The sequence below is a fragment of the Pseudomonas sp. LFM046 genome, assembly GCF_000949385.2.
Classification (GTDB): Bacteria; Pseudomonadota; Gammaproteobacteria; order Pseudomonadales; family Pseudomonadaceae; genus Metapseudomonas.
Map to the genome: position 1 here is coordinate 1,975,185 of NZ_JYKO02000001.1, position 21,397 is coordinate 1,996,581.

General features: G+C 65.0%; 12 protein-coding genes. 6 read left to right on the forward strand and 6 right to left on the reverse strand.

Translation table 11 applies throughout. The features are described from left to right. Positions 1–74: 74 nt before the first annotated feature. Positions 75–290 (reverse strand): ribosome modulation factor, encoded by a 216-nt coding sequence (locus TQ98_RS09190; protein ID WP_016491998.1) that lies wholly within the window; start codon positions 288–290, stop codon positions 75–77. A 431-nt stretch (positions 291–721) separates the two neighbouring features. Here TQ98_RS09190 and rlmKL point away from each other — a divergent pair, with 431 nt between their 5' ends. Further along, entirely contained in the window at positions 722–2,899 is a 2,178-nt protein-coding gene (gene rlmKL, locus TQ98_RS09195) for a bifunctional 23S rRNA (guanine(2069)-N(7))-methyltransferase RlmK/23S rRNA (guanine(2445)-N(2))-methyltransferase RlmL (protein ID WP_044875031.1), read from the forward strand. Positions 2,900–3,066: 167 nt separating this feature from the next. Beyond that, a complete protein-coding gene (locus TQ98_RS09200; RefSeq protein WP_044875032.1) occupies positions 3,067–5,844 on the forward strand; it encodes a diguanylate cyclase in 2,778 nt (925 codons plus the stop codon). Positions 5,845–5,880: 36 nt separating this feature from the next. Here TQ98_RS09200 and dacB read toward each other — a convergent pair whose 3' ends face one another. Further along, complete coding sequence (dacB, locus tag TQ98_RS09205) at positions 5,881–7,338, reverse strand: D-alanyl-D-alanine carboxypeptidase/D-alanyl-D-alanine-endopeptidase (protein ID WP_044875033.1); 1,458 nt, start codon at positions 7,336–7,338, stop codon at positions 5,881–5,883. A gap of 224 nt (positions 7,339–7,562) precedes the next feature. On the opposite strand from dacB, the gene TQ98_RS09210 reads away from it, so the two are divergent. After that, positions 7,563–7,904 carry a 50S ribosome-binding protein YggL gene (locus TQ98_RS09210; protein ID WP_044875034.1) on the forward strand — a complete coding sequence of 114 codons (342 nt, stop codon included), beginning with the start codon at positions 7,563–7,565 and terminating at the stop codon, positions 7,902–7,904. Between the two features lie 203 nt (positions 7,905–8,107). Here TQ98_RS09210 and TQ98_RS09215 read toward each other — a convergent pair whose 3' ends face one another. Next, positions 8,108–11,062, reverse strand: a complete 2,955-nt coding sequence (locus tag TQ98_RS09215; protein WP_044875035.1) for an HD domain-containing phosphohydrolase — start codon at positions 11,060–11,062, stop codon at positions 8,108–8,110. A gap of 439 nt (positions 11,063–11,501) precedes the next feature. Here TQ98_RS09215 and TQ98_RS09220 point away from each other — a divergent pair, with 439 nt between their 5' ends. Next, the gene (locus TQ98_RS09220; RefSeq protein ID WP_044875468.1) at positions 11,502–12,116 is read left to right on the forward strand and encodes a response regulator transcription factor; all 615 of its coding nucleotides are present in this window, start codon (positions 11,502–11,504) and stop codon (positions 12,114–12,116) included. A gap of 8 nt (positions 12,117–12,124) precedes the next feature. Further along, entirely contained in the window at positions 12,125–15,748 is a 3,624-nt protein-coding gene (locus TQ98_RS09225; protein WP_052659259.1) for a transporter substrate-binding domain-containing protein, read from the forward strand. A 125-nt stretch (positions 15,749–15,873) separates the two neighbouring features. Here the strand turns inward: TQ98_RS09225 and TQ98_RS09230 are convergent, their stop codons facing one another. Together TQ98_RS09230 and TQ98_RS09235 are read right to left on the reverse strand one after the other, a co-directional pair. Beyond that, on the reverse strand, positions 15,874–16,938 hold the full coding sequence (locus tag TQ98_RS09230) for an FUSC family protein (protein ID WP_044875036.1): 1,065 nt from the start codon (positions 16,936–16,938) through the stop codon (positions 15,874–15,876). A 30-nt stretch (positions 16,939–16,968) separates the two neighbouring features. Further along, positions 16,969–18,300 (reverse strand): deoxyguanosinetriphosphate triphosphohydrolase, encoded by a 1,332-nt coding sequence (locus tag TQ98_RS09235; RefSeq protein ID WP_044875037.1) that lies wholly within the window; start codon positions 18,298–18,300, stop codon positions 16,969–16,971. Between the two features lie 380 nt (positions 18,301–18,680). Here TQ98_RS09235 and TQ98_RS09240 point away from each other — a divergent pair, with 380 nt between their 5' ends. After that, positions 18,681–19,889 (forward strand): ammonium transporter, encoded by a 1,209-nt coding sequence (locus TQ98_RS09240; protein WP_044875038.1) that lies wholly within the window; start codon positions 18,681–18,683, stop codon positions 19,887–19,889. A 187-nt stretch (positions 19,890–20,076) separates the two neighbouring features. Here the strand turns inward: TQ98_RS09240 and TQ98_RS09245 are convergent, their stop codons facing one another. Continuing rightward, positions 20,077–21,345: an OprD family porin gene (locus TQ98_RS09245; protein WP_044875039.1), complete on the reverse strand. Its 1,269-nt coding sequence runs from the start codon at positions 21,343–21,345 to the stop codon at positions 20,077–20,079. Between the last annotated feature and the right edge of the window lie 52 nt (positions 21,346–21,397).

Below are 21,397 nucleotides of genomic sequence, written 5' to 3' on the forward strand. Positions count from 1 at the left end.
CCTCGAAGGGAGCCCCTGGGCTTGCGCCCGCCGCCCGGATGGGGCGTGCTTGGTGAAGTCGGTGTGATCCAGTGTCAGCCGACAGCGTGGAGTTCGTTCAGACGGTGAATACCGGCGGTGCCGGTGAGGCCATCCCAGTTATCGCCACGGCCCTCGCGCCAACCGTTGATCCAGGCTTGCCGTGTGGTGGGATGGGTGAAAGGACAAAGGTCGCGGGATTTGCCGTTGATGCCGTGCTGATAGCCGCGCAAGAATGCTCGTTCCATCGGATCACGCTTAAGTCTTCTCATAGGGTGTAGCCCTCATTTGTTGACTGTTATGTCCATTGGTCCAAGTCGGGACCAGGCAGAAAAAGTTCTGCCTTCGAGGACTCGTTGCCGGCGTGACGAGCCCTCAACCGGCGCCATTGCGGCGGCGGGTTAAGCTGAGTTCTAACCAATGCCCCTTGGCCTGTGAATGATCGTTTTGTCATAAGGACGTAACTTCTTGGTGGCAACGGCCATAAGGTGAAGGAAACGTTTTTTGCAATTTTTCGGTCTAAGCCCCGTGGCTTGGGGCTCGGCCGAATCACTGATGTCGCAGTGCCGCAGCCATTGGCGAGCGAGTCAGGGACTTTTTCATTCCGACGAAGGGCCGTTCTGCGACCTCGCGTCACACACTTTGTTACCGCACAGCTTGAGTTCTGTGCCGCTGATCGCCTCTGAAGGCCCTGGATTGCCCCATGTCGGACCTCTACGAACTTTTCCTCACCTGCCCGAAGAGCCTGGAAGGCCTGCTGGTCGAAGAGGCCACGCGCCTCGGCCTCCAGGAGGTGCGCGAGCAGGTAGCTGCGGTGCGTGGCCAGGGTGACCTGGAAACCGCATACCGCCTCTGCCTCTGGTCCCGCCTGGCCAACCGGGTGCTGCTGGTGCTCAAGCGCTTCCCGGTGCAGAACGCCGAGGACCTCTACCAGGGCGTGCTGGCGGTGGACTGGCATGACCACCTGATGCCCAGCGGCAGCCTCGCCGTCGAATTCAGCGGCCATGGTTCAGGTATCGACAACACCCACTTCGGTGCACTCAAGGTCAAGGACGCGGTGGTGGACAAGCTGCGCGGCGCCGACGGCGTACGCCCGTCCATCGACAAGGTGAACCCCGACCTGCGCATCCACCTGCGCCTGGAAAAGGGCGAGGCCATCCTCTCCCTCGACCTCGCCGGCCACAGCCTGCACCAGCGTGGCTACCGCCTGCAGCAGGGCGCCGCGCCGTTGAAGGAGAACTTGGCCGCCGCCATCCTGATCCGTGCCGGCTGGCCGCGCATCGCCGCCGAGGGTGGGGCGCTGGCGGACCCCATGTGCGGTGTCGGCACCTTCCTGGTGGAAGCGGCGATGATGGCCGCTGACATCGCCCCCAACCTCAAGCGCGAGCGCTGGGGCTTCACCAACTGGCTGGGCCATGTGCCGGCGCTGTGGAAGAAGCTCCACGAAGAGGCTCGCATCCGCGCGGAAGAGGGTCTGGCGAAGCCACCGCTGTGGATTCGCGGCTACGAAGCTGACCCGCGCCTGATCCAGCCTGGCCGCAACAACATCGAGCGCGCCGGGCTGAGCGACTGGGTGAAGATCTACCAGGGCGAACTGGCCACCTTCGAGCCGCGTCCGGACCAGAACCAGAAGGGGCTGGTCGTCAGCAACCCGCCGTACGGTGAGCGTCTGGGCGATGAGGCCAGCCTGCTGTATCTCTACCAGAACCTCGGCGAACGCCTGCGCCAGTCCTGCCTGGGCTGGGAAGCGGCGGTTTTCACCGGCGCGCCGGAACTGGGCAAGCGCATGGGCATCCGCAGCCACAAGCAGTACGCCTTCTGGAACGGCGCCCTGGCGTGCAAGCTGCTGCTGCTGAAGGTGCTGCCGGAACAATTCGTCACCGGCGAACGACGCCAAGCCGGGGAGGGCGAACGCGCCACTCTGCGCAGCGAGCCGGCACGCCTCTCCGAAGGCGGCCAGATGTTCGCCAACCGCCTGCAGAAGAACGTCAAGCAACTGGGCAAGTGGGCGCGAAAGGAAGGCATCCAGTGCTACCGCCTGTATGACGCCGACATGCCCGAATACGCCCTGGCCGTCGATCTCTATGGCGACTGGGTGCACGTGCAGGAATATGCGCCACCGCGCTCCATCGACCCGGAGAAGGCCCAGGCGCGCCTGCTGGACGCCCTGGCGGCGATTCCCCAGGCCCTGGATGTGGACCCTGCCCATGTGGTGGTCAAGCGCCGCGAGCGCCAGAGCGGCACCCGCCAGTACGAGCGCCAGGGCACCGAGGGTCGCTTCATGGAAGTCAGCGAAGGTGGCGTGAAGCTGCTGGTGAACCTCACCGACTACCTGGACACCGGCCTCTTCCTCGACCACCGGCCGATCCGCCAGCGCATCCAGCGCGAGGCCGCCGGCAAGCGCTTCCTCAACCTGTTCTGCTACACCGCCACCGCCAGCGTGCACGCAGCCAAGGGTGGCGCCCGCAGCACCACCAGCGTCGACCTGTCGAAGACCTACCTGGACTGGGCGCGGCGCAACCTGTCGCTGAACGGCTTCTCCGACAAGCACAAACTGATGCAGGGCGATGTGATGGCCTGGCTGGCCGAGGACCGGGGCGAGTACGACCTGATCTTCATCGACCCGCCGACCTTCTCCAACTCCAAACGCATGGAAGGGGTGTTCGACGTCCAGCGCGACCACGTGGAACTCCTGGACCTGGCCATGGCTCGCCTGGCGCCGGGTGGCGTGCTGTATTTCTCCAACAACTTCCGCAAGTTCCAGCTGGATGAGGGCCTGGCCGCCCGTTACTCGGTCGCCGAGATCAGTGCCGACACTGTCGACGCGGACTTCGCCCGTAACCCGAAGATTCACCGCGCCTGGCGCCTCGGCACCCGCTGAGGCGTCACTTCCAAATCCTTTCGCAAAGCCCGCCGGCCGCTCCGGCTGTCCGGCGTTTGCCTGGGACAGTCGCCTGCCGGCGGCTGCTTCTAGGCAAAGTGCCACCACTCTGACTATGTTGATGCTCACAGGGACGGTATTTCCAACACCGATTTCGAGAAGTGAGCATGCGGTCGCTTGCGAAGGAAAAACTGAACCTGTCGGCGCTGTTGTCCGGCCGCCCCCTGGTGTGGCTGGTCTGCGTCCTGACCCTCTTCGGCGGGGTGGGTCTCACCCTACTGCTCAGCGAGGCCGTGCGCAGCGCGGAAGAGGAGCAATTGCGCGAACGCTTCAACCTGGCCGCCAGTGAGCGCATCAGCCGTATCCAGGATCGACTGGACGGGCAACTCAGAGAGCTGGATGCCGTCCAGCGTTTCTTCAGTAATTCCCAGGTCGTCACCCTCGGCGAGTTCCAGGGCTTCGTCGGCCCCCTGCTGGGGGACACCCTGGTCTATTCCTGGGTGCCCCGTGTGCCGGGTAACGAGCGGGAGCGCTTCGAGGCCCGGGCCCGCGCCGAGGGCATGGCCGGTTACGCCATCCGCGATCTCAAGGGCGAGGATCTGGTGCCCAGTCCGCCGCGGCGCGAGTACTTCCCCGTCTACTACAGCGTGACATCGCGAATCGAGCAGGTACCCCTGGGCATGAACCTCGACTCCGATCCTGCGCGACACGCCGCCATCGCCAAGGCGCGCCGTACCTACGGGGTCACCGTCACCGAACGGCTGCGGGTGATCAGGGTGGCCGATCGGGAATCCAGTGGCGTGGTGATCATGGCGCCGGTCTATCAGGGCGGGGTGCCCGACGATGCCGGCCTGCGTGGCTTCGTGGTCGCGGCGCTCAGCCTGAACCTGGAGATGGAGGCTGACATCGCCCAGCGCAACCTGAAAAGCCTGGTGATGCGGGTCAGCGACGTCAGTCAGGACGACAAGGAGCAGATGATCTACCAGAGCGGTGAAGCGCCACGAAGCGATTTGCGCCAGATTCGCGTGGTGCCTTTCGCCGACCGCCGTTATCTGCTGGAAGTGATGCCGAGCGAAGACTTCCTGGCCGGGCCGCCGTTGTCCACCGCCAACCTGGTGGCGGTCAGCGGGCTGGCTTTCACCCTATTGCTGGCCGGCTACCTGCTGCTGATGGTCAACCAGCGCCAGAGCGCCCTGAGCCTGGTGGCTGAACGCACCCTGGAGCTGCGCGAGCGCGAAATCGAGTTGCAGCTCAGTGAGGAACGCTGGAGCTTCGCCCTGGATGGCGCCGGGCACGGGGTCTGGGACTGGGAGCCGCAGGTTGGGCGCCTGTTCCTCTCCCGTGGCTGGAAGACCATGCTCGGCTACGCGGAAAACGAGGTGGAGGACAGCTTCGAGGCCCGCAATCGGCTGATTCACCCGCAGGATCAGCCATTGGCCCGGGCCGAGCTGGAGCGCCACCTGCGCGGCGCCACCGCTGCCTACCAGAGCCAGCACCGCATGCTGCACAGGGATGGTCGCTGGGTCTGGGTGCTCGATCGCGGCAAGGTGGTGGAGCGGGGCGCCAACGGATCGCCCCTGCGCATGATCGGCACCCAGACCGACATCAGTTCCAGCAAGGCCGTGGAGCTGCAATTGGCCATGGCTCATGGCCAGTTGCGCGGCCTACTCAATGCTGCGACCCAGGTGGCCATCATCAGTACCGACCTGCACGGCGCCATCCTCCAGTTCAATGTCGGCGCCGAGCGCATGTTCGGCTATCGCGCCTTGGAAATGATCGGACGTCATCCGGTGGTGCTGCACCTGGAAAGCGAGGTAGCGGCACGTTGTCGAGAGCTGGGACGGCGCCTGGGCAAGCTGATCCCGGACTACCAGGCCTATGTGGAGGAGGTCACCGCTGGCGACCGCTACGACGAGAGTGAGTGGACCTTCCTGCGCCGCGACGGCAGCCAGCTCATCGGCAGCCTGATCCTCACCGGCGTGCGCGACGAGCGCAACCTGCTCGTGGGGTATCTGGGAGTAGCCATCGATATCACCGAGCGCAAGCATGTGCAGCAGGCCCTGGAGGCGAGGGACCGGCTGCTGGAGAAGCTCAGCGGACGGGTGCCTGGGATGCTCTACCAGTTCCGCATGGAGCCGGACGAGCGATTCAGCTTCCCCTACACGAGCGCCGGAATCGTTGAAGTCTTCGAGGTGGAGCCGGAGTCCGTGCGGGATGATGCCCGTGGGCTGCTGGAGCGCGTCCATCCCGATGATGTGGATCGGGTGCAGGCCTCGATCCGTCGTTCCGCCGAGCTGCTTACTACCTGGCGCGAGGACTTCCGTGTGTTGCTGCCGCGTCAGGGCCTGCGCTGGCTTCGAGGGGAGTCGGTGCCCGAGCGCAGCGAGGACGGCGCGGTGCTCTGGCACGGCTACATCACGGATATCACCGGGCTGAAACTGGTCGAGCAGGAGTTGCGGGCGCTGTCCGTCACCGATGCCCTGACCGGCGTCTACAACCGGCGCTATTTCCAGGAGCGCCTGGACCTGGAAATCGCCCGTGCCGAGCGCCGAGAGGGGCCGCTGGCGCTGGTGATGCTGGACGTCGACCACTTCAAGCAGATCAACGACCGCCACGGCCACGAGGCGGGCGACCGGGTGCTCAAGGCCCTGTGCGTGCGGGTCGGCGAACGCCTGAGGCGTATCGACGTGCTGTGCCGGCTGGGTGGTGAGGAATTCGTCGTGCTGTGCCCGGACACCAATGTGGAACAGGCCGTTTCACTGGCCCAGGCACTCTGGCAGGCGGTGGCGCGGGAGAGTGTGGCGGGCGTCGGCCAGGTCACGGCCAGTTTCGGTTGTGCCGCGTGGCGGGAGGGGGAGAGCGCCGATGACTTGCTGCGGCGGGTGGATGCGGCGGTCTATGCGGCCAAGCAGGCAGGCCGCAATCAGATCCGTGTTGCCGACTGACCCGGCGGCCGCCCGTGCGGGGCGACCGCCATGGCCTCAGTTGGTGTCGGCGACGGCCTTCGGCTGGCGGTAGAGGTCTACCAGCACCTGGTCGAGGATGGCCGAGGCACCCCAGGGGCGCGGATCGTTGAGGATGGCCACCACTGCCCAGGTGTTGCCGTTGCTGTCGCGGCTGAAGCCGGCGATGGCACGCACGGTGTTCAGGGTGCCGGTCTTGATATGGGCTTCGCCTTCCAGTGCGGTTCGGCGCAGGCGCTTGCGCATGGTGCCGTCCATCGCCACCAGCGGCAGCGAGGAGATGAACTCGGCGGCGTAGGGGCTCTGCCAGGCGGCCTGAAGGATGGCGGCCATCTCCCGTGCGCTGACGCGCTCGTTGCGGGACAGGCCCGAGCCGTTCTCCATCACCAGGTGCGGCGCCGTGATGCCCTTCTTCGCCAGCCAGTTGCGGATCACCCGTTGGGCGGCCCTGGCGTCGTCGCCGTCAGCCTCGGTGCGATAGCGCGCGCCGATGCTGAGGAACACCTGCTGGGCCATGGTGTTGTTGCTGTACTTGTTGATGTCACGGATGACTTCAACCAAGTCCGGGGAGAAGGAACGGGCCAGCAGCTTGGCGTCCTTGGGCACGTCGCCCAGGCGGTCCTTGCCGTCGATGGTGCCGCCCAGCTCCTTCCAGAACGCGCGCACGGCGCCCGCGGCGTAGCCGGGATGGTCCAGCAGGGACATGTAGGTCTGCGCGCTGCAGCCTTCCGGCAGTTGGCCGCTGGCGATCAGCGTGGTGCCGTCGAACTGGGTGACCGGGTTGTAGCGCACGTCCGGCCAGGACGGGCATTTGCCGGCCTTGGTCACCTTCAACCGATTGTCGATGCGGATGCTCTCGATGGGCGGCTCCATGGCCAGGTTGACCTGGCCGCCCTCAGCGCGGGCGATCAGGCGCACGGCCTTGAGGTTGACCAGCAGCGAGTCGGGGCCCACGAGGAAGGGCTTGTTGTCGTCGCCGCCGTCATCGTTGAAGGACGGCAGTTGCGGGTGCACGAAGTAGCTGCGGTCCAGCACCAGGTCGCCGGTGACCTGGCGCACGCCGTTGGCGCGCAGGTCGCGCATCATCAGCCACAGCTTCTCCATGTTCAGCTTGGGATCGCCGCCACCCTTGAGGTAGAGGTTGCCGTTCAGCACGCCGTTCTTCAGGGCGCCGTCGGTGTAGAACTCGGTCTTCCACTGGTAAGTGGGACCGAGCAGTTCGAGGGCCGCATAGGTGGTGATCAGCTTCATGGTGGACGCCGGGTTCACCGAGACATCGGCATTGGCCAGGGTCTGGGCGCCGGGGCCGGTCAGCGGCAGTGTCACCAGGGACAGCGAGGTGGGGGCGATCTTGTTGGCGGTCAGTGCCTTCTGCACTTTGGCAGGCAGATTGGTGTTGACCTGTGCAGCCTGCAGCGGCAGGGCACAGGGCAGGATCAGGGCGGCGACGGCGAAGGTACGAATGGACTTGAACATCAAGCATTGCCCTCCTGGCGAGGGCAGATGGCAACAACAGATGGCATGGTGAAAGTTCCCATAGGGGGTCGGGAAATCGGCGCATTATGCCGCAACCCTGTACCGACTGTGCGAGTTGTCCGTTCATTTCGTCCGCCACCAGCCCCTGGCAGCGGCTCTGGACGGGCAAGTTGCTCCGGAAGCTGCTAGAGTGCCGCCCGTCATTTATCCCGAGGATCCGCCTTATGGCCACCAACCGCTCCCGCCGCCTGCGCAAGAAGCTCTGTGTCGATGAATTCCAGGAACTGGGCTTCGAGATCACCCTGAACTACAAAGAGGGTCTGGATCTGGACGCAGTGTCGGCATTCTTCGAGCGTTTCATGACTGAAGCGATCGAAGGCGTTGGCCTGGGCTTTATCGGTTCCGAGGACTACGGCTTCGTCTGCCTCGGCAAGCGCGGCTCGGTCAGCGCCGAACAGCGCGCCCAGGTCGAGGCCTGGCTGAAGAAGGGCCACGCCGAGTTGGCCGGCTCCACCATCAGCCCGCTGATCGACGTGTGGTACCCGGAGAATCCCGTCAACGCGTGACGGGCTTCGGATGAAAGAAGGGCGCCTTGACGGCGCCCTTTTTCATGCCTGGCCGTTTCTTTTCTGCGATTTCATCCGGGCGCGGGAAACCACGTCGTCTGGACGGAGCAACGACACCAAACATGTAGAGTGCGCCGCGCGCACCGGTGGTCAGGCGTTGCGCGGTCCTGACCCCGTTATCGGTGCGTGTAGGCACCCGCCAGTCAGGCCAACCCCGCCTTGGCCAGCACCGCCGCTTCGTCCACCGGGTCGATCTGCTCCGGCTTCAGAAAGCGCCTTGCATAGTCCCTGTAGACGCCCGAACGGACGAACAGGCCAAACAGGTCCGGATCGATATGGGCGCCACGGCACATGCCGGTCATGATGCCCAGGGCCTCGGAGAGGGTCTTGCCCTTCTTGTAGGGACGGTCCACCGCCGTCAGCGCTTCGAAGATGTCGGCGATGGCCATCATTCGCGCCGGCAGGCTCATGTCGTCCCGCGTCAGGCGCTTCGGATACCCGGTGCCGTCCATCTTCTCGTGGTGCCCGCCTGCGATTTCCGCCACGTTCGCCAAGTGCGGCGGGAAGGGCAGGTGATTGAGCATCAGGATGGTCTGCACGATGTGGTGGTTGATGATGTAGCGCTCCTCTTCCGTCAGGGTGCCGCGGCCGACGGAGAGGTTGTGCAACTCGCCCCGGTTGAACTTGAACTCGGGCACCTGAAGCTTGAAGCCCCAGGGGTTGTCCGGAGGTATCAGGTCGCTGGCGGGGCGTTCGAAGAGGTGGTCGGGGCGGTCGGCCAGCAGCTTCTCCTCCACTGGCAGCGGTTGCGGCGGTGTGCGCGCAAAGCGCTGGGCTTCCTCCCACGACACGCCCTGACGGTTATCCAGGGTGCGGGTCCAGGTGCGCGCGGCAATTCGTTTCAGGCGTTCCTGGTCGGCTTCGGCCATGGCCTCTCCGCCCAGGTTGCAGTGGGCGACGAAGGCGAAGTCATCGTCCAGGGCGTTCAATTCCTCGTCCCGCTGGCGGGCTTGCTCGCTTTCTTCCGCGCCCTGGGCCAGGGCCTGCCAGTAGCGCACCCAGGCGTCGCGCTTGAGCACCTCGAATCGGGTGCGGATCTCATGGATGCGGTCGTTCAGGGTTTCCAGCTTGGTGGCCTTGTCCACCACGTACTCCGGGGTCGTGACCTTGCCGCAGTCATGCAGCCAGGCCGCGATGTGCAGGGCTTCCCACTCCTCGTCGCTGGGGTTGAAACCCCGGAAGGCCGGTTCATTGCTGGCTGCGGCGGCCCGGGCGAGCATCAGGGTGATTTCCGGTACGCGCTGGCAGTGGCCGCCCGTGTAGGGGCTCTTGGCGTCGATGGCGCCTGCCATCAATTGGATGAAGGCATCCAGCAGCTGCTTCTGCTTCTCCAGCAGGCGCTGGCTTTCGATGCACAGCGCGGCAACGCCGGAGATGGCCTCGACGAAGGCAACGCGTTCAGGCCGGAGGAGGGCGGGGCGTGAATCCGCGCCCGTATCCCGGTGCAGTAGGACGAGCACGCCGATGGTGACGCCATGGCGATTGTGCAGCCCGGTGCTCACCAGGTGCACCCGCGGACTGTCCAGCGTCTTCAGCAGGTCCTTGTAGGCGCCGGCCTGGTCATAGCCGAAGGAGCACAACTGGCTGGGGCCACCGTGGGAGGGCAGGTCCAGCCAGCGTGGCATGGCTGGGCTTTCCAGGCCGAAGCCCCGGATGCCGTGGGCGTCGAGGTCCTGCTCGCTGTCGTTGAGGAACAGGCCGTGGGGCTCCAGCCGGCCCTTCTGATTGTCGATCAGGTAGATGAGGCCGCCGGAGGCTTCGCTGATGTCGATGGTTTCGTCGAGGACGCGGCGCAGCAGGTGGTCGAAGCGGGTCTCTGCGGACAGGCTGGAGGCAATTTCGAGGAAGCTGGAAATCGTTTCCTTCATCCGTGCCATGGCGACCGCCAACTGGTCCACCTCAAGCACCGGCGAGTGACCCATGGCGGGCAGGCTGAAGTTGAAGCTGCGAATGGCCTCGGCCTGGACCACCAGCGCCTTGAGCGGTTTGACCACGATGCGCGAAAGCAGGAAGCCGACCGGGATGCACAGCAGCAGGATGGCCAGGGTCAGTACCGCGCCCTGCCAGCGGATGCGGTAGGCATCGTCCAGCAGTTCGTCCTCCGGCACCAGGATGGCCAACTGCAGGCCTTTCGGGCCGCCTTCCGCGAGATGCTGTCGGGTCACCACCCAACGGCGCTGATCGATCTCCAGGCTGGTGCGCAGATTACCGTCGCCCTTGAGGTCGACCAGGGCGGCCAGCGCCGGGCTGAAGTCCTTTATCTCGCCCAATTCGGGCGCACCGTCGATCCGACGAATCAGCTTGCTGGCGTCCGGGTAGGCCACGGCACGGCCGTCGGATTGATAGAGCACCACTTCGGTGGAAGGCGTGACCCGGTGGCTGGCCAGGGTTGCGGAGAGGTCCTGCAAGGTCAGGTCAGCGCCTATGACGGCGTCGACGCCACTGGGGCGGGCCAGGGTCGTTCCGACCACGCCGCTTGAGAAGAAAATGTAGGGTGCGGTGGTGATCGCTCCATCCTGCTCCAGCGCCCGGTAGAACCAGGGCCGGTTTCGAGGGTCGTAGCGTTCCTTGAGGTTCTGGCGGCGGACGATTTCGTTGAGCTGGTCATCGAAGAAGAACGTCAGCGAACGGGCCCGGGTCAGGTTGTCACGTTCGATGCTCCAGACCTGATAGGCCGCATTTGGCGGGGCATCGAAGGCCTTCTTCAGCGTTTCGTTGCGCAGGGGGCGGACCATGAAGAAGTCGCCGTCGTCGTAGCCGAGATAAAGGGCGGCCAGCTTGGGGTTGTCCTTCAGTGCCTGGGTCAGGGGTTTGAGCAGACCGTCCACGCGGTCGAAGCCGTCCTGTCGCTGGTCCATGCCGCCCAGCGCGAGCAGGTTCAGCAGGCGATGGATGGGCTGGTAGGTGTGCTCCAGGTCGGTTTCCACGTCCTCGCTGATCCGGCCGAAGAGTTCATTGCTGCTGGAGAGGATGATCTGGCTGGTCTGGTGGTAGTTGAACAGCCCAAGCACCACTCCGGTGAACAGCAGAAGCAGGGTGAACAGCGCGCTGATATGCACGTGCAGCGGAAAGCGACGCTCAGCGAACTTTTGCGGCATTACGGCAGCTCCTTAGCCCCTGTCCCTGAGGGGCTACAGGAGCATAGATGAGGCGTGTGACGGTCGTCGTGCAAATTGCCATGGGCAGCGGAATGCGGGGAGTGGACCTTGGTCCGGAGAGGCGCTGACAGGGTCGATGAATGCCTTGAGTCCATCTGCTGCCTCCCCTCGTTTGACCTTTCCTGGCCGTGGATGGGGCTGTCGGGACCACTGAATCGGGATAACGCTCCAGTGGAAATGAATCCTGGATTGTAGGACGGGGCCCAACGTCAAGTAGGTGCCTTCCTGAATCCACCTGCCGGGCCGTTCGAGGGGTCGACAGTGCACCGGGCTTCACTATCTTGGCAGCCTCCAAACGCGCCAAGGGAGAGCCGCCGTGAGCAAACTGGTCAATCTGGATGATTTTCTAGAACCCGGAAACGAGTCCGCCTACAAGGTAATGGTTGTCGACGATCACCCGGTGATTCGCCTCGCCGTGCGACTCCTGCTGGACCGGGAGGGCTACTCGACCGTGGCGGAGACGGACAATGGCGTGGATGCCATCGCCCTGGCCCGGGAACACCAGCCGGACCTGGTGATCCTCGACATCGGCATTCCCAAACTCGGCGGTCTGGATGTCATCGCCCGACTGCAGGCGCTCGATCTGCCGATGCGGGTGCTGGTCCTGACCGGCCAGAACCCCAGCCATTACGCCACGCGCTGCATGCAGGCCGGGGCAGCAGGCTTCGTCCGCAAGGAAGGTGACCTTGCCGAAGTCACCTCAGCGGTGCGGGCCGTTCTATCGGGCTACAGCTACTTCCCCAGTGAGGTGATCAAGTCGGGCAAGCGCCAGATGGGGCTTTCCAACGAGGTGGAGATGGTCGGGCGCCTGTCCGATCGCGAACTGGTGGTGCTGCGGTTCCTGGCCAATGGTTACAACAACCAGAGCATCGCCGATGAAATGTTCATCAGCAGCAAGACGGTCAGCACCTACAAGACCCGCCTGATGCTCAAGCTCAATGCCCGCTCGCTGATCGAGTTGGTGGAATTCGCCAATCGCAACGCCCTCGTGTAAGCCCAACCATGCGCCTATTCGCCCTGCTGGCATGCCTCCTATTTGGAGGCCTGCTGCTGCCGTCATTCTGCGTGGCGGAGCACGTCGCTTCCCTGCAACTGTTGGGGCGTTCCCAATCCCACGACCTCAAGGTCCAACTGGAAGATGCGGATTGGCGCTGGCTACGGGACAAGGGCGTATTGCGCATCGGTACCAGCGAGCCCGACTTTCCACCTTTCGATATCACCGCCAGCGGCCGCGACTACGAAGGCATCACGGCCGACTACCTGCAGTTGGTGACCCAGGCGCTTGGGGTGAAAACCGAGGTGCTGCGATTCCATGACCGGCAGGCTGCGCGGGACGCCCTTCGTGCTGGGAGGATCGATCTGCTGGGTAGCGGCATGGAGGCTGACATCGGCAGCTCCGGACTGATCCAGACCAAGCCCTACCTGCCACACCAGCCAGTGATGGTGACCCGCATCGACGATCGCCGCGCTGCCGGCGGCGATCTCACCGGCCTGCGGTTGGCCTTTTCTGCAGAAGGGCCGGGTCTGGACCTGATCCGCCAACTCTACCCCGACGCTATCCCCAGCCTGCACGGTTCGGTGCGCGGCGCTCTGCAATCGGTGGCGTTCGACCAGAGCGATGTGTTCATTGGCGATGCCATCGTCGCCAACTACCTCATCAGCCAGGGCTACCTGATCCACCTGCGCATGACCAACTTCGCCGGTTTCGACGGAGCAGGCGTCAGCTTCTCCCTGGCGGCAGGAAATGAACGCCTGCGCCGCATCCTCGACAACGCCATCGCCGCAATCCCGGAAGCGGATGTGGCCGGCATCCTGCGCCGTTGGGGCGGTGGGGCCGGCATGTTTCTGGACAACGCCCGGCCCAAGCTGACCGAGAGGGAGCAGCGCTGGCTCAAGGCGCACAGCCCAGTGCGGCTGGTGGTCGATGGCACCTACGAGCCGCTGACGTTCTTCAACCGTCAGGGCAACGTTCGCGGCATGGTGCCTGACCTGCTGGAGCTGATCCGGCAGAAGACCGGCCTGGAGGTCGAAGTCATCGCCGGGACCTCCATCAATCAGTTGCTCAATGACCTGAGGGCGGGCAGGGCCGATATGGCCGCAACCCTGCTCCCCACGACGGAGCGCCGCCAGTACCTGGGATTCAGCCGGCCCTATTTCAGCAACAGCACCGTCCTGGTGGCGCGCAGTTCCGAGCCGGGCCTGCAAGGCCTGGCGCAGCTCGATGGACGTACCCTGGCAGTGCCAGCGGGGCACGCGATGCGGGACTACATCCGCCAGCACCACCCCAAGGTGCGACTGGAAGAGGTGGACAGCGGTCTCCAGGCCCTGGCCCGTGTGGCGGATGGCAAGGCCGATGCGGCCATTCACTCCATGGCGTCCACCATCTTCCTGATCAATCGCTATTACGCGGGCCGACTCCGCATCATCGATACGGTCGGGCGGGACCCAGGGCGCTTCGCCTTTGCCGTGTCCCGCAGCGAACCCGAGCTGCTGAGCATTCTCGACAAGGCCCTGCTGTCCATCTCCCCCGATGAACTGGGCAACATCATCAATCGCTGGTACACCAACGGCGAGCTGGCCGAGAGCAGCTGGGACGACTACCGGTCGTGGGTTATCCAGGGGGGAGGTGTCCTGCTGGTCCTGGCGTTGTTCTGCATCGGCTGGGCGCTCTGTCTGCGTCGCCAGGTCAGGCGCCGGGAGCGGGAGCAGCGCCGGTTGAACGACCAACTGGCGTTCAAGCGATCCCTGATCGACGGCATCCCCTTTCCCCTGTCCGTGCGGGGCCTGGACGGGCGCACCATCACCTGCAACCTCAGCTTCGTCGAGGCCATCGGTGTCAGCCTCGACGCGTTGCTCGATCGGTCACTGGAGGCGGTGGACGGCCTCCGGGGAGATGCCCTGGCGGAGCTGGAAAGACTCAGCCGGTGCGCCCTGGAGCAGGGCGAGGCCCTGTTCAGTGATCAACAGCTGCACCTGCGCGACTGCACCCTGATGGTGTCCTACTGGGCGAATCCCTACCGCAACGCCCGCGGCGAAATCCTCGGACTGATCTGCGGCTGGGTGGACATCACCGAGCGCAACCGGCTGATGGACGAACTACGCCAGGCCAAGGAACAGGCCGAGTCCGCCAGTGTCGCGAAGAGCCGCTTCCTCGCCACGATGAGCCACGAAATCCGCACGCCCCTGAACGCCATCACCGGCATGCTGGAACTGGCGCTGAAGCGCGAGCGTCTGGATCGGGAGGCGGTCAAGATCGCGCGGGATTCCGCCGACTCCCTGCTGGCGTTGATTGGTGACATTCTCGATATCGCCAAGATCGAGGCCGGGCGCATGGTCCTGGAGCCCCGCCGTGCATCGCCCCGGGCCCTGACCGAATCCGTGGTGCGGGTGTTCGAGGGACTGGCCCGGCAGAAGGGACTGGACCTGGTGCTGCGGCTCGACTTGGTTGCCCCGGACGACGTGATGGTGGACCCGTCCTGCTTCAAGCAGATTCTTTCCAACCTCATCAGCAACGCCATCAAGTTCACCGACCGGGGCAGGGTGAGCGTCACCTTGCAATCCACTCGCCAGGGCACGGAGCTGCTGGAGCTGACCGTGGTGGTGGCGGACAGCGGTATTGGCATCGACGAAGAAGACCTGAAGCGGATCTTCCAGCCGTTTGCCCAGGTCACCACGGGTGCAACGGCCGAGCGGGGCGGCACCGGACTGGGGCTGAGTATCTGCCGCCGGTTGGTGAAACTGATGGATGGCCGCCTGGAGCTGTGGAGCGAGCCGGGTGCTGGCACAAGGATTTCGGTGAACCTTCTCCTGCCGAGGCTGGAGCCAGAACCGCAGGTGGCGGACGTACCCGTGGTGCCGCTGAAAGCTGTCAGGGCCCTGCGGGTGCTCGTGGCAGACGACCACCCCGTGAACCGGATCATGCTGGTGCAGCAACTGGAGTTCCTCGGTCATCTCCCCGAGCACGTGGAGAATGGCGAGGTCGCGCTGCGCGCCTGGGTCGGATCAGCCTTCGACTTGCTCATCACCGACTGCAACATGCCGGTCATGGATGGTTACCAGCTGGCGCGGCGCATACGCGAATGGGAACGCGAGACGGGGGCCAGCCCGAGCCTGATTCTCGGCCTGACCGCCAATGCCCAGCCGGAGGAATTGGCGCGCTGCCGCGAGGCCGGTATGGACGATTGCCTGTTCAAACCCATCGGCCTGGACGGGTTGCAGCGATACCTGCGTCGTCTGGCACCGACCAATGCCGTTCCTGAACCTGGCGTGGACGAGCTGCCGATGTGCCTCGACCTCGATTTGCTGGAGCGCACCACGGGCGGTTCCCCGGCGGCGGCGCGCCTGCTGCTCACCGAGCTGCACCGGGCCAACGAGGCGGATGCCCAGGCGCTGGATGACTTGCTCCGCGAGGAGCACTGGGACGCACTCGGGCATCTGATCCACCGAGTCAAAGGGGCAGTGGAGTTGGTGGGGGCTCAGCAATTGCTGGACCAGTGCACGGCCTTTGGCGACGCCCTCGACGAGGGGGCGGAAGCGGAGCAGCTGGGCCCGTTGGCCCATGCGGTGAAGAGAAGCCTGGCCGACCTGCAGGATGAGCTGGCGCAGCGCCTCGACGCTGAGTCATAAGGGGCCCGTTCCGAGCGACGGAGCCGGCCGGGTAGGTCGGCAATACGCCGGATTGTGTGACGGGGAGAATGAACCCACCTCTTCGTAGGAGCATCCGGAAGTCCACGTTCTACCAACGTGAATCGCTATTCGCCCTGGTGTGCCTGCACCATCGCGGGGGCCGGTGTGGCCCAGCGCAGGCGTGCGCGATGGGCGAGGTAGGCCACCAGCAGCGCCAGCGCAGCGCCGAGCAGGGTGTTGTAGAGGCGCAACTGTGGCAGGTGCCAGTCGAGGGACAAACACTCGGCCAGCAGCACGAAGCACACAGTGGTTTGCACCACGAACAGCCCGTAATGCTGGGCAATGAACGCGCGGCTGAAGACGATCAGCGGCAGCATGCAGGCCACCAGCAGCGCAGGGCTCTGCAGCCAGCTTCCCAACCCGATGAGGATCAGCGCGCCCACCAGGCTACCCAGGCAACGCTGAATGCCGCGCTCCAGGCTGCCGTTGAAGTCCATCTGGATGGTGGTCATCACCGTCATGGTCAGCCAGTAGCCCCGTGGCAGGCCGGAAAGATTGACCGCCAGGCCGGCCAGGGCAGCCGCGGTTACGCAGGCCATGGCGTGGATTACCCAGAGCCGCTGGGGCAGGCGCCGGGCATGGCGCCGCATCACCTTGGCGAAGTTGCCAAGGCGCGGCATCAGCGGCCACAGCCGCATCCCCTGCGATGCCCTCAGCGCAAAGGCCAGGAGCATCACCCAGAGCCCGCCGATGGCGAACAACGCCCCCACGGCCAGCCCGTTGTGCAGGTTTCCCAGACCCGCCTGACCCTGGCCCAGGCAAAGGCAGGCTGCGAGGCCGGCGCCCAGCTTGCCCAGCTCGGTGCCATAGCGTTGCAGCAGGGCCAGCAGCAGGCCCATCAGGGCGAAGCTGGCCAGGCTCGGCAGCGGGTGGCTGGCGGCCCAGAACCCCAGGCCGGCGCTGATCGCCCCGAGTCCGGTGAGCAGGGTCATGCGCAGCATGCCGAGGCGGTGGAAGGGATTTGCCAGGCCGGCCTGAAAGGCACCGGTCGCCGCCCAGAGAAAGCCGCTGTGGCTGGTGAACAGACCCAGCATCAGCGGCAGCCCGCAGCCCAGACCCGCCATCAGCGCCGCGCCCCAGGCAGGGGGGCCGGCATGCCAGCGCAGGCTTCGTCTGAACAGAGTTCGCATCGGCGCTACTCCTTTCCTTGGGGGCCTGGGTCAGATGGGGCTGGAGCGGCCGGTCATTTCACGGGCCATTTCGGTGGCGTAGCTGTCGGTCATTCCGGCGATGAAGTCGATTACGCGGACGAACGACCGGTAGAGTGGCCAGCCCGGATCGGGCGCGTTGTTGCCCAGCAGATCGAGGATGCGCCGGTGCTTGAACGACGGCGTGCGCCCGCCGTGCTGCTCCAGGGCCGCACCGCAGAAAGCGTTCAGGAGGATTTCCAGCGTGGTGTAGGCGCCGATCTCGTGGAGGGTCTTGCGCTTGTCCTGGAAAATCTTCTCTCGGGCGATGGCCTTGGCCTTGAGCACGCAGCGCTTGGCCGGGCCGTGCATGTGCTCCACCAGGTCGCCTTGCAGGGTGCCGGCCAGCAGGGCGTCCTGCTGCTCGACGAAGGCGCGGGCCGCCGCGTTGGTCAGGTGCTCGATGGCCTTGCCGCGGAGAATCGCCAGCTTGCGTCGACGCGAATCCTTCGGACCCAGCTGGCGGTAGGTTTCCGGCAGGTCGTCTCCCACCAGGCCGAGGAGTAGGGCTTCCACTTCCTCGTAGTCCAGCAAATCCATCTCCAGCCCGTCTTCCAGGTCGATCAGGCCGTAGCAGATGTCGTCGGCTGCCTCCATCAGGTAGACCAGCGGGTGGCGGCCCCAGCGGTGCTCGTCGATGCGCGGCAGCTCCAGTTTGGCGGCGATCTGCTCCAGCAGCGGCAGTTCGCTCTGGTAGCAGCCGAACTTGTGCTTCTTGTAGCCCAGGGCCTCGGCGTGACGGGACGTCCAGGGGTATTTCAGGTAGGTGCCGAGTGTGGCGTAGGTCAGGCGCATGCCGCCGTCGAACTGGTGGTACTCCAGTTGGGTCAGCACGCGCAGACCCTGGGCGTTGCCCTCGAAGCTGAGGAAGTCCGCCCGCTCGGTGTCGCTCATGGCGTCCAGCCAGCCCCGGTTGGCGGCCTGCTCGAACCAATGGCGGATGGCGTCTTCGCCCGAGTGGCCGAAGGGCGGGTTGCCGATGTCGTGGGCCAGGCACGCCGACTGGACGATGACACCCAGGTCCGAGGGCTCGCACCAGTCCGGCAGCGCATCACGCAGGGTTTCTCCGACGCGCATGCCCAGGGAGCGGCCCACGCAGCTCACTTCCAACGAGTGGGTGAGGCGGGTGTGGATGTGATCGTTGCTGGAAACCGGATGAACCTGGGTCTTGCGTCCCAGGCGGCGGAACGCGCCGGAAAAGATGATGCGGTCGTGGTCTTTGTGGAAGGGGCTGCGGCCCAGCTCATCGGTGCTGTGCACCGGTTTGCCGAGGCGTTCGCGGGTGAGCAGGGTCTGCCAGTCCAAGGCCTGTCCTCGCCGTTCAGTGGCCGAAGTCCCTACTCTAACCCAAGCCTCCGAGGACGGCTCGGCCCTTCGCTGGCCACCAGGCAACCCGACTCCCTAGACCACTGGTACAGCGCTTGCATCGGCCTGGTGCGCGGTTGTGATTCGCTGCGCTGGTTCGGGGCGTCCGGGATGGCCCTTCCGAGCCGGCGATCAGCGGACAACCCAATGAAAAACAAAGAGAAAGGCTGTTTCGGACAAGTCCAGCACCGACCGGCATGCACCAAATCGGGATCGTGGTCCGATCCGTTGCGGTGCGGCATGGCTTCAGGATGGTGCGTGCCGGGCTTGGCTTGAACCGCTTTGGTGCTTTTTCCTCGCTGCCGGAGCTGTCTTCGCCAATGGAAAACCTCAACAGCGCCGTGGAAACCCTGATCCACGGCTCGAACACCCTGTTCATCCTGATGGGCGCCGTCATGGTGCTGGCCATGCACGCCGGCTTTGCCTTCCTCGAAGTCGGCACCGTGCGGCAGAAGAACCAGGTCAACGCCCTGTCGAAGATCCTCTCCGACTTCGCGGTGTCGACCCTGGCCTACTTCTTCATCGGCTACTGGGTCGCCTATGGCGTGACCTTCCTCCAGCCGGCCAGTGTCCTGGCGGCCGATCACGGCTACGGTCTGGTGAAGTTCTTCTTCCTGCTGACCTTCGCGGCGGCGATCCCGGCCATCATCTCCGGCGGCATCGCCGAGCGCGCCCGGTTCTATCCGCAGCTCTGCGCCACCTTGCTGATCGTGGCGTTCATCTATCCCTTCTTCGAGGGGCTGATCTGGAACGGCAATTTCGGCCTGCAGGACTGGCTGAAGAACGATTTCGGCGCCAGCTTCCATGATTACGCGGGCTCCGTGGTGGTGCATGCGGTGGGCGGCTGGCTGGCGCTCGGCGCGGTGCTGCTACTGGGCCATCGCAACGGCCGCTACCGGGACGGTCGCCTGGTGGCCTTCGCGCCGTCGAACATTCCGTTCCTGGCGCTGGGCTCCTGGATCCTGATCGTCGGCTGGTTCGGCTTCAACGTGATGAGCGCCCAGACCTTGCAGGGTGTCAGCGGCCTGGTGGCAGTGAATTCGCTGATGGCCATGGTCGGCGGCACGGCCGCTGCGCTGCTGGTGGGCCGCAACGACCCCGGCTTCCTGCACAACGGCCCGCTCGCCGGCCTGGTGGCCGTGTGTGCGGGCTCCGACCTGATGCATCCGGTTGGCGCCCTGGTCACCGGCGCTGCGGCCGGCGGCCTGTTCGTCTGGGCCTTCACCGCGACCCAGGTGAAATGGCGGATCGATGACGTCCTCGGTGTCTGGCCGCTGCACGGCCTGTGCGGCGTCTGGGGCGGCATCGCCTGCGGCATCTTCGGCCAGGAAGCCCTGGGCGGCCTGGGGGGCGTCAGCCTCGTGAGCCAACTGATCGGCACCGGGCTGGGCGTGTTGATTGCGCTGGTGGGCGGGCTCGCCGTCTACGGCCTGTTGAAGTCCACCGTGGGCATCCGCCTCAGCCAGGAAGAGGAGTACTACGGCGCCGACCTGTCGGTGCACAAGATTGGTGCCACGTCGCAGGATTGAGTCGCTGTAATTCGCGAATGAATTCGTTCACAAATGCGCTGCTCGATTTGCTGTCGCTTTGGCTGCAGGGGGCGGCAGAACCTGTAGGGGCGAATTCATTCGCCAAGGGCGGCGAAGCTGCCCTATGAGGCCATTCACACCAGAACGAGAAAGCCCGCCGAATGGCGGGCTTTCTTCTTCAGGCCGCTTACCAGAGCGGCACCACGTAGCTGAGTATCAGACGGTTTTCGTCGATATCGTTGCCGAAGTTGGTGGAGCGTACCGTGGCGTTGCGCCACTTGACGCCGAAGTTCTTCAGCGCGCCTTCCTGGAACACGTAGGCGATGTCGGTGTTGCGTTCCCATTCCTTGCCTTCTTCGCGGTTGGCGCCCAGGTCGATGTTGTCGCCGGACAGGTAGCGGGTCATGAAGGTCAGGCCGGGAATGCCGATGTCGGCGAAGTTGTAGTCGTAGCGCGCTTGCCAGGACTTTTCATCCTTGTTGGCGAAGTCGCCGATCTGCACGTAGTTCACCAGGAAGGGATCGGTGCCGTTGATGTAGGCGAAGCCCGTGTCGCCGCTCATGCTCTGATAGCCGAGGCCGAAGGCGTGGCCGCCGAGGGCGTAGGTGAACATGGCGCCGAAGGCCTTGTTGTCGACGTTGCTGCTGCCTTCATCGGTGGAGCGGGCGAAGCGAATGTCACTCTTGAGGGACTGCTTGTCACCCAGCGGCAACTGATGCACCAGGGTCAGGTAGTGCTGCTTGTAGAACTCGTCCAGTTCGCCGTAGTGGTAGCCGGTGGTAAGGCTGTCGTTCCACTTGTAGCTGGCGCCGGCGAAGTTGAACTCGTCGCTGGTGGTGCCGGGGCGGACGACAATGGCGCGGGCGGCGCCCGTGGTGATCGTCATGTCCTCGTAATCGGAGGAGTCACGCTGGTTGACCTCCTTGAGCTGGCCGCCATCGAAGGTCAGGCCGGCGAGCTCCATGGAGTTCAGGTGGCCGCCCTTGAAGGTCTGGGGCAGCAGGCGGGAGTCGTTGTACTGGACGACCGGGAGCTTGGGCAGCAGCGTGCCGATCTTGAGCACGCTCTTCGAGGCGCGCAGCTTGGCGGTGAGGCCGAGCTCGCCGTACTCATCCTGGGCGCGGCCGGTTTCGCGGTCGCGCTTGAGCAGGCCGGTGTTGCTGCGATCGGGGCTGGAGTCGAGCTTGACGCCCAACAGGCCGAGGGCGTCCACACCCACGCCGACGGTGCCTTCGGTGAAGCCGGACTCATAGCGCAGGAGGAAGCCCTGGGCCCATTCCTCGGCCTTGGACTGTGGAGCGTTGTCCTGGCGGAAGTCGCGGTTGAAGTAGAAGTTGCGTAGCTCCAGGCTGGCCTTGCTGTCCTTGATGAACTCCGCCTGGGCGATGCCCGGCAGGGTGACACTGGCGCCAAGCGTGGCGAGGGCCACGGCTTGCGCAAGCGAGGTTTTGCTCATTGTTATTGTCTCCTCGTTGGATTGCAGGTCGGTCGGATCGTCCTGTTACAAC

Excerpts from the sequence above, each read along its gene's own strand:
- TQ98_RS09190 (WP_016491998.1), bottom strand. The coding sequence starts at position 290 with ATGAGAAGACTTAAGCGTGATCCGATGGAACGAGCATTCTTGCGCGGC.
- rlmKL (WP_044875031.1), top strand. The coding sequence starts at position 722 with ATGTCGGACCTCTACGAACTTTTCCTCACCTGCCCGAAGAGCCTGGAA.
- TQ98_RS09200 (WP_044875032.1), top strand. The coding sequence starts at position 3,067 with ATGCGGTCGCTTGCGAAGGAAAAACTGAACCTGTCGGCGCTGTTGTCC.
- dacB (WP_044875033.1), bottom strand. The coding sequence starts at position 7,338 with ATGTTCAAGTCCATTCGTACCTTCGCCGTCGCCGCCCTGATCCTGCCC.
- TQ98_RS09210 (WP_044875034.1), top strand. The coding sequence starts at position 7,563 with ATGGCCACCAACCGCTCCCGCCGCCTGCGCAAGAAGCTCTGTGTCGAT.
- TQ98_RS09215 (WP_044875035.1), bottom strand. The coding sequence starts at position 11,062 with ATGCCGCAAAAGTTCGCTGAGCGTCGCTTTCCGCTGCACGTGCATATC.
- TQ98_RS09220 (WP_044875468.1), top strand. The coding sequence starts at position 11,502 with ATGGTTGTCGACGATCACCCGGTGATTCGCCTCGCCGTGCGACTCCTG.
- TQ98_RS09225 (WP_052659259.1), top strand. The coding sequence starts at position 12,125 with ATGCGCCTATTCGCCCTGCTGGCATGCCTCCTATTTGGAGGCCTGCTG.
- TQ98_RS09230 (WP_044875036.1), bottom strand. The coding sequence starts at position 16,938 with ATGCGAACTCTGTTCAGACGAAGCCTGCGCTGGCATGCCGGCCCCCCT.
- TQ98_RS09240 (WP_044875038.1), top strand. The coding sequence starts at position 18,681 with ATGGAAAACCTCAACAGCGCCGTGGAAACCCTGATCCACGGCTCGAAC.
- TQ98_RS09245 (WP_044875039.1), bottom strand. The coding sequence starts at position 21,345 with ATGAGCAAAACCTCGCTTGCGCAAGCCGTGGCCCTCGCCACGCTTGGC.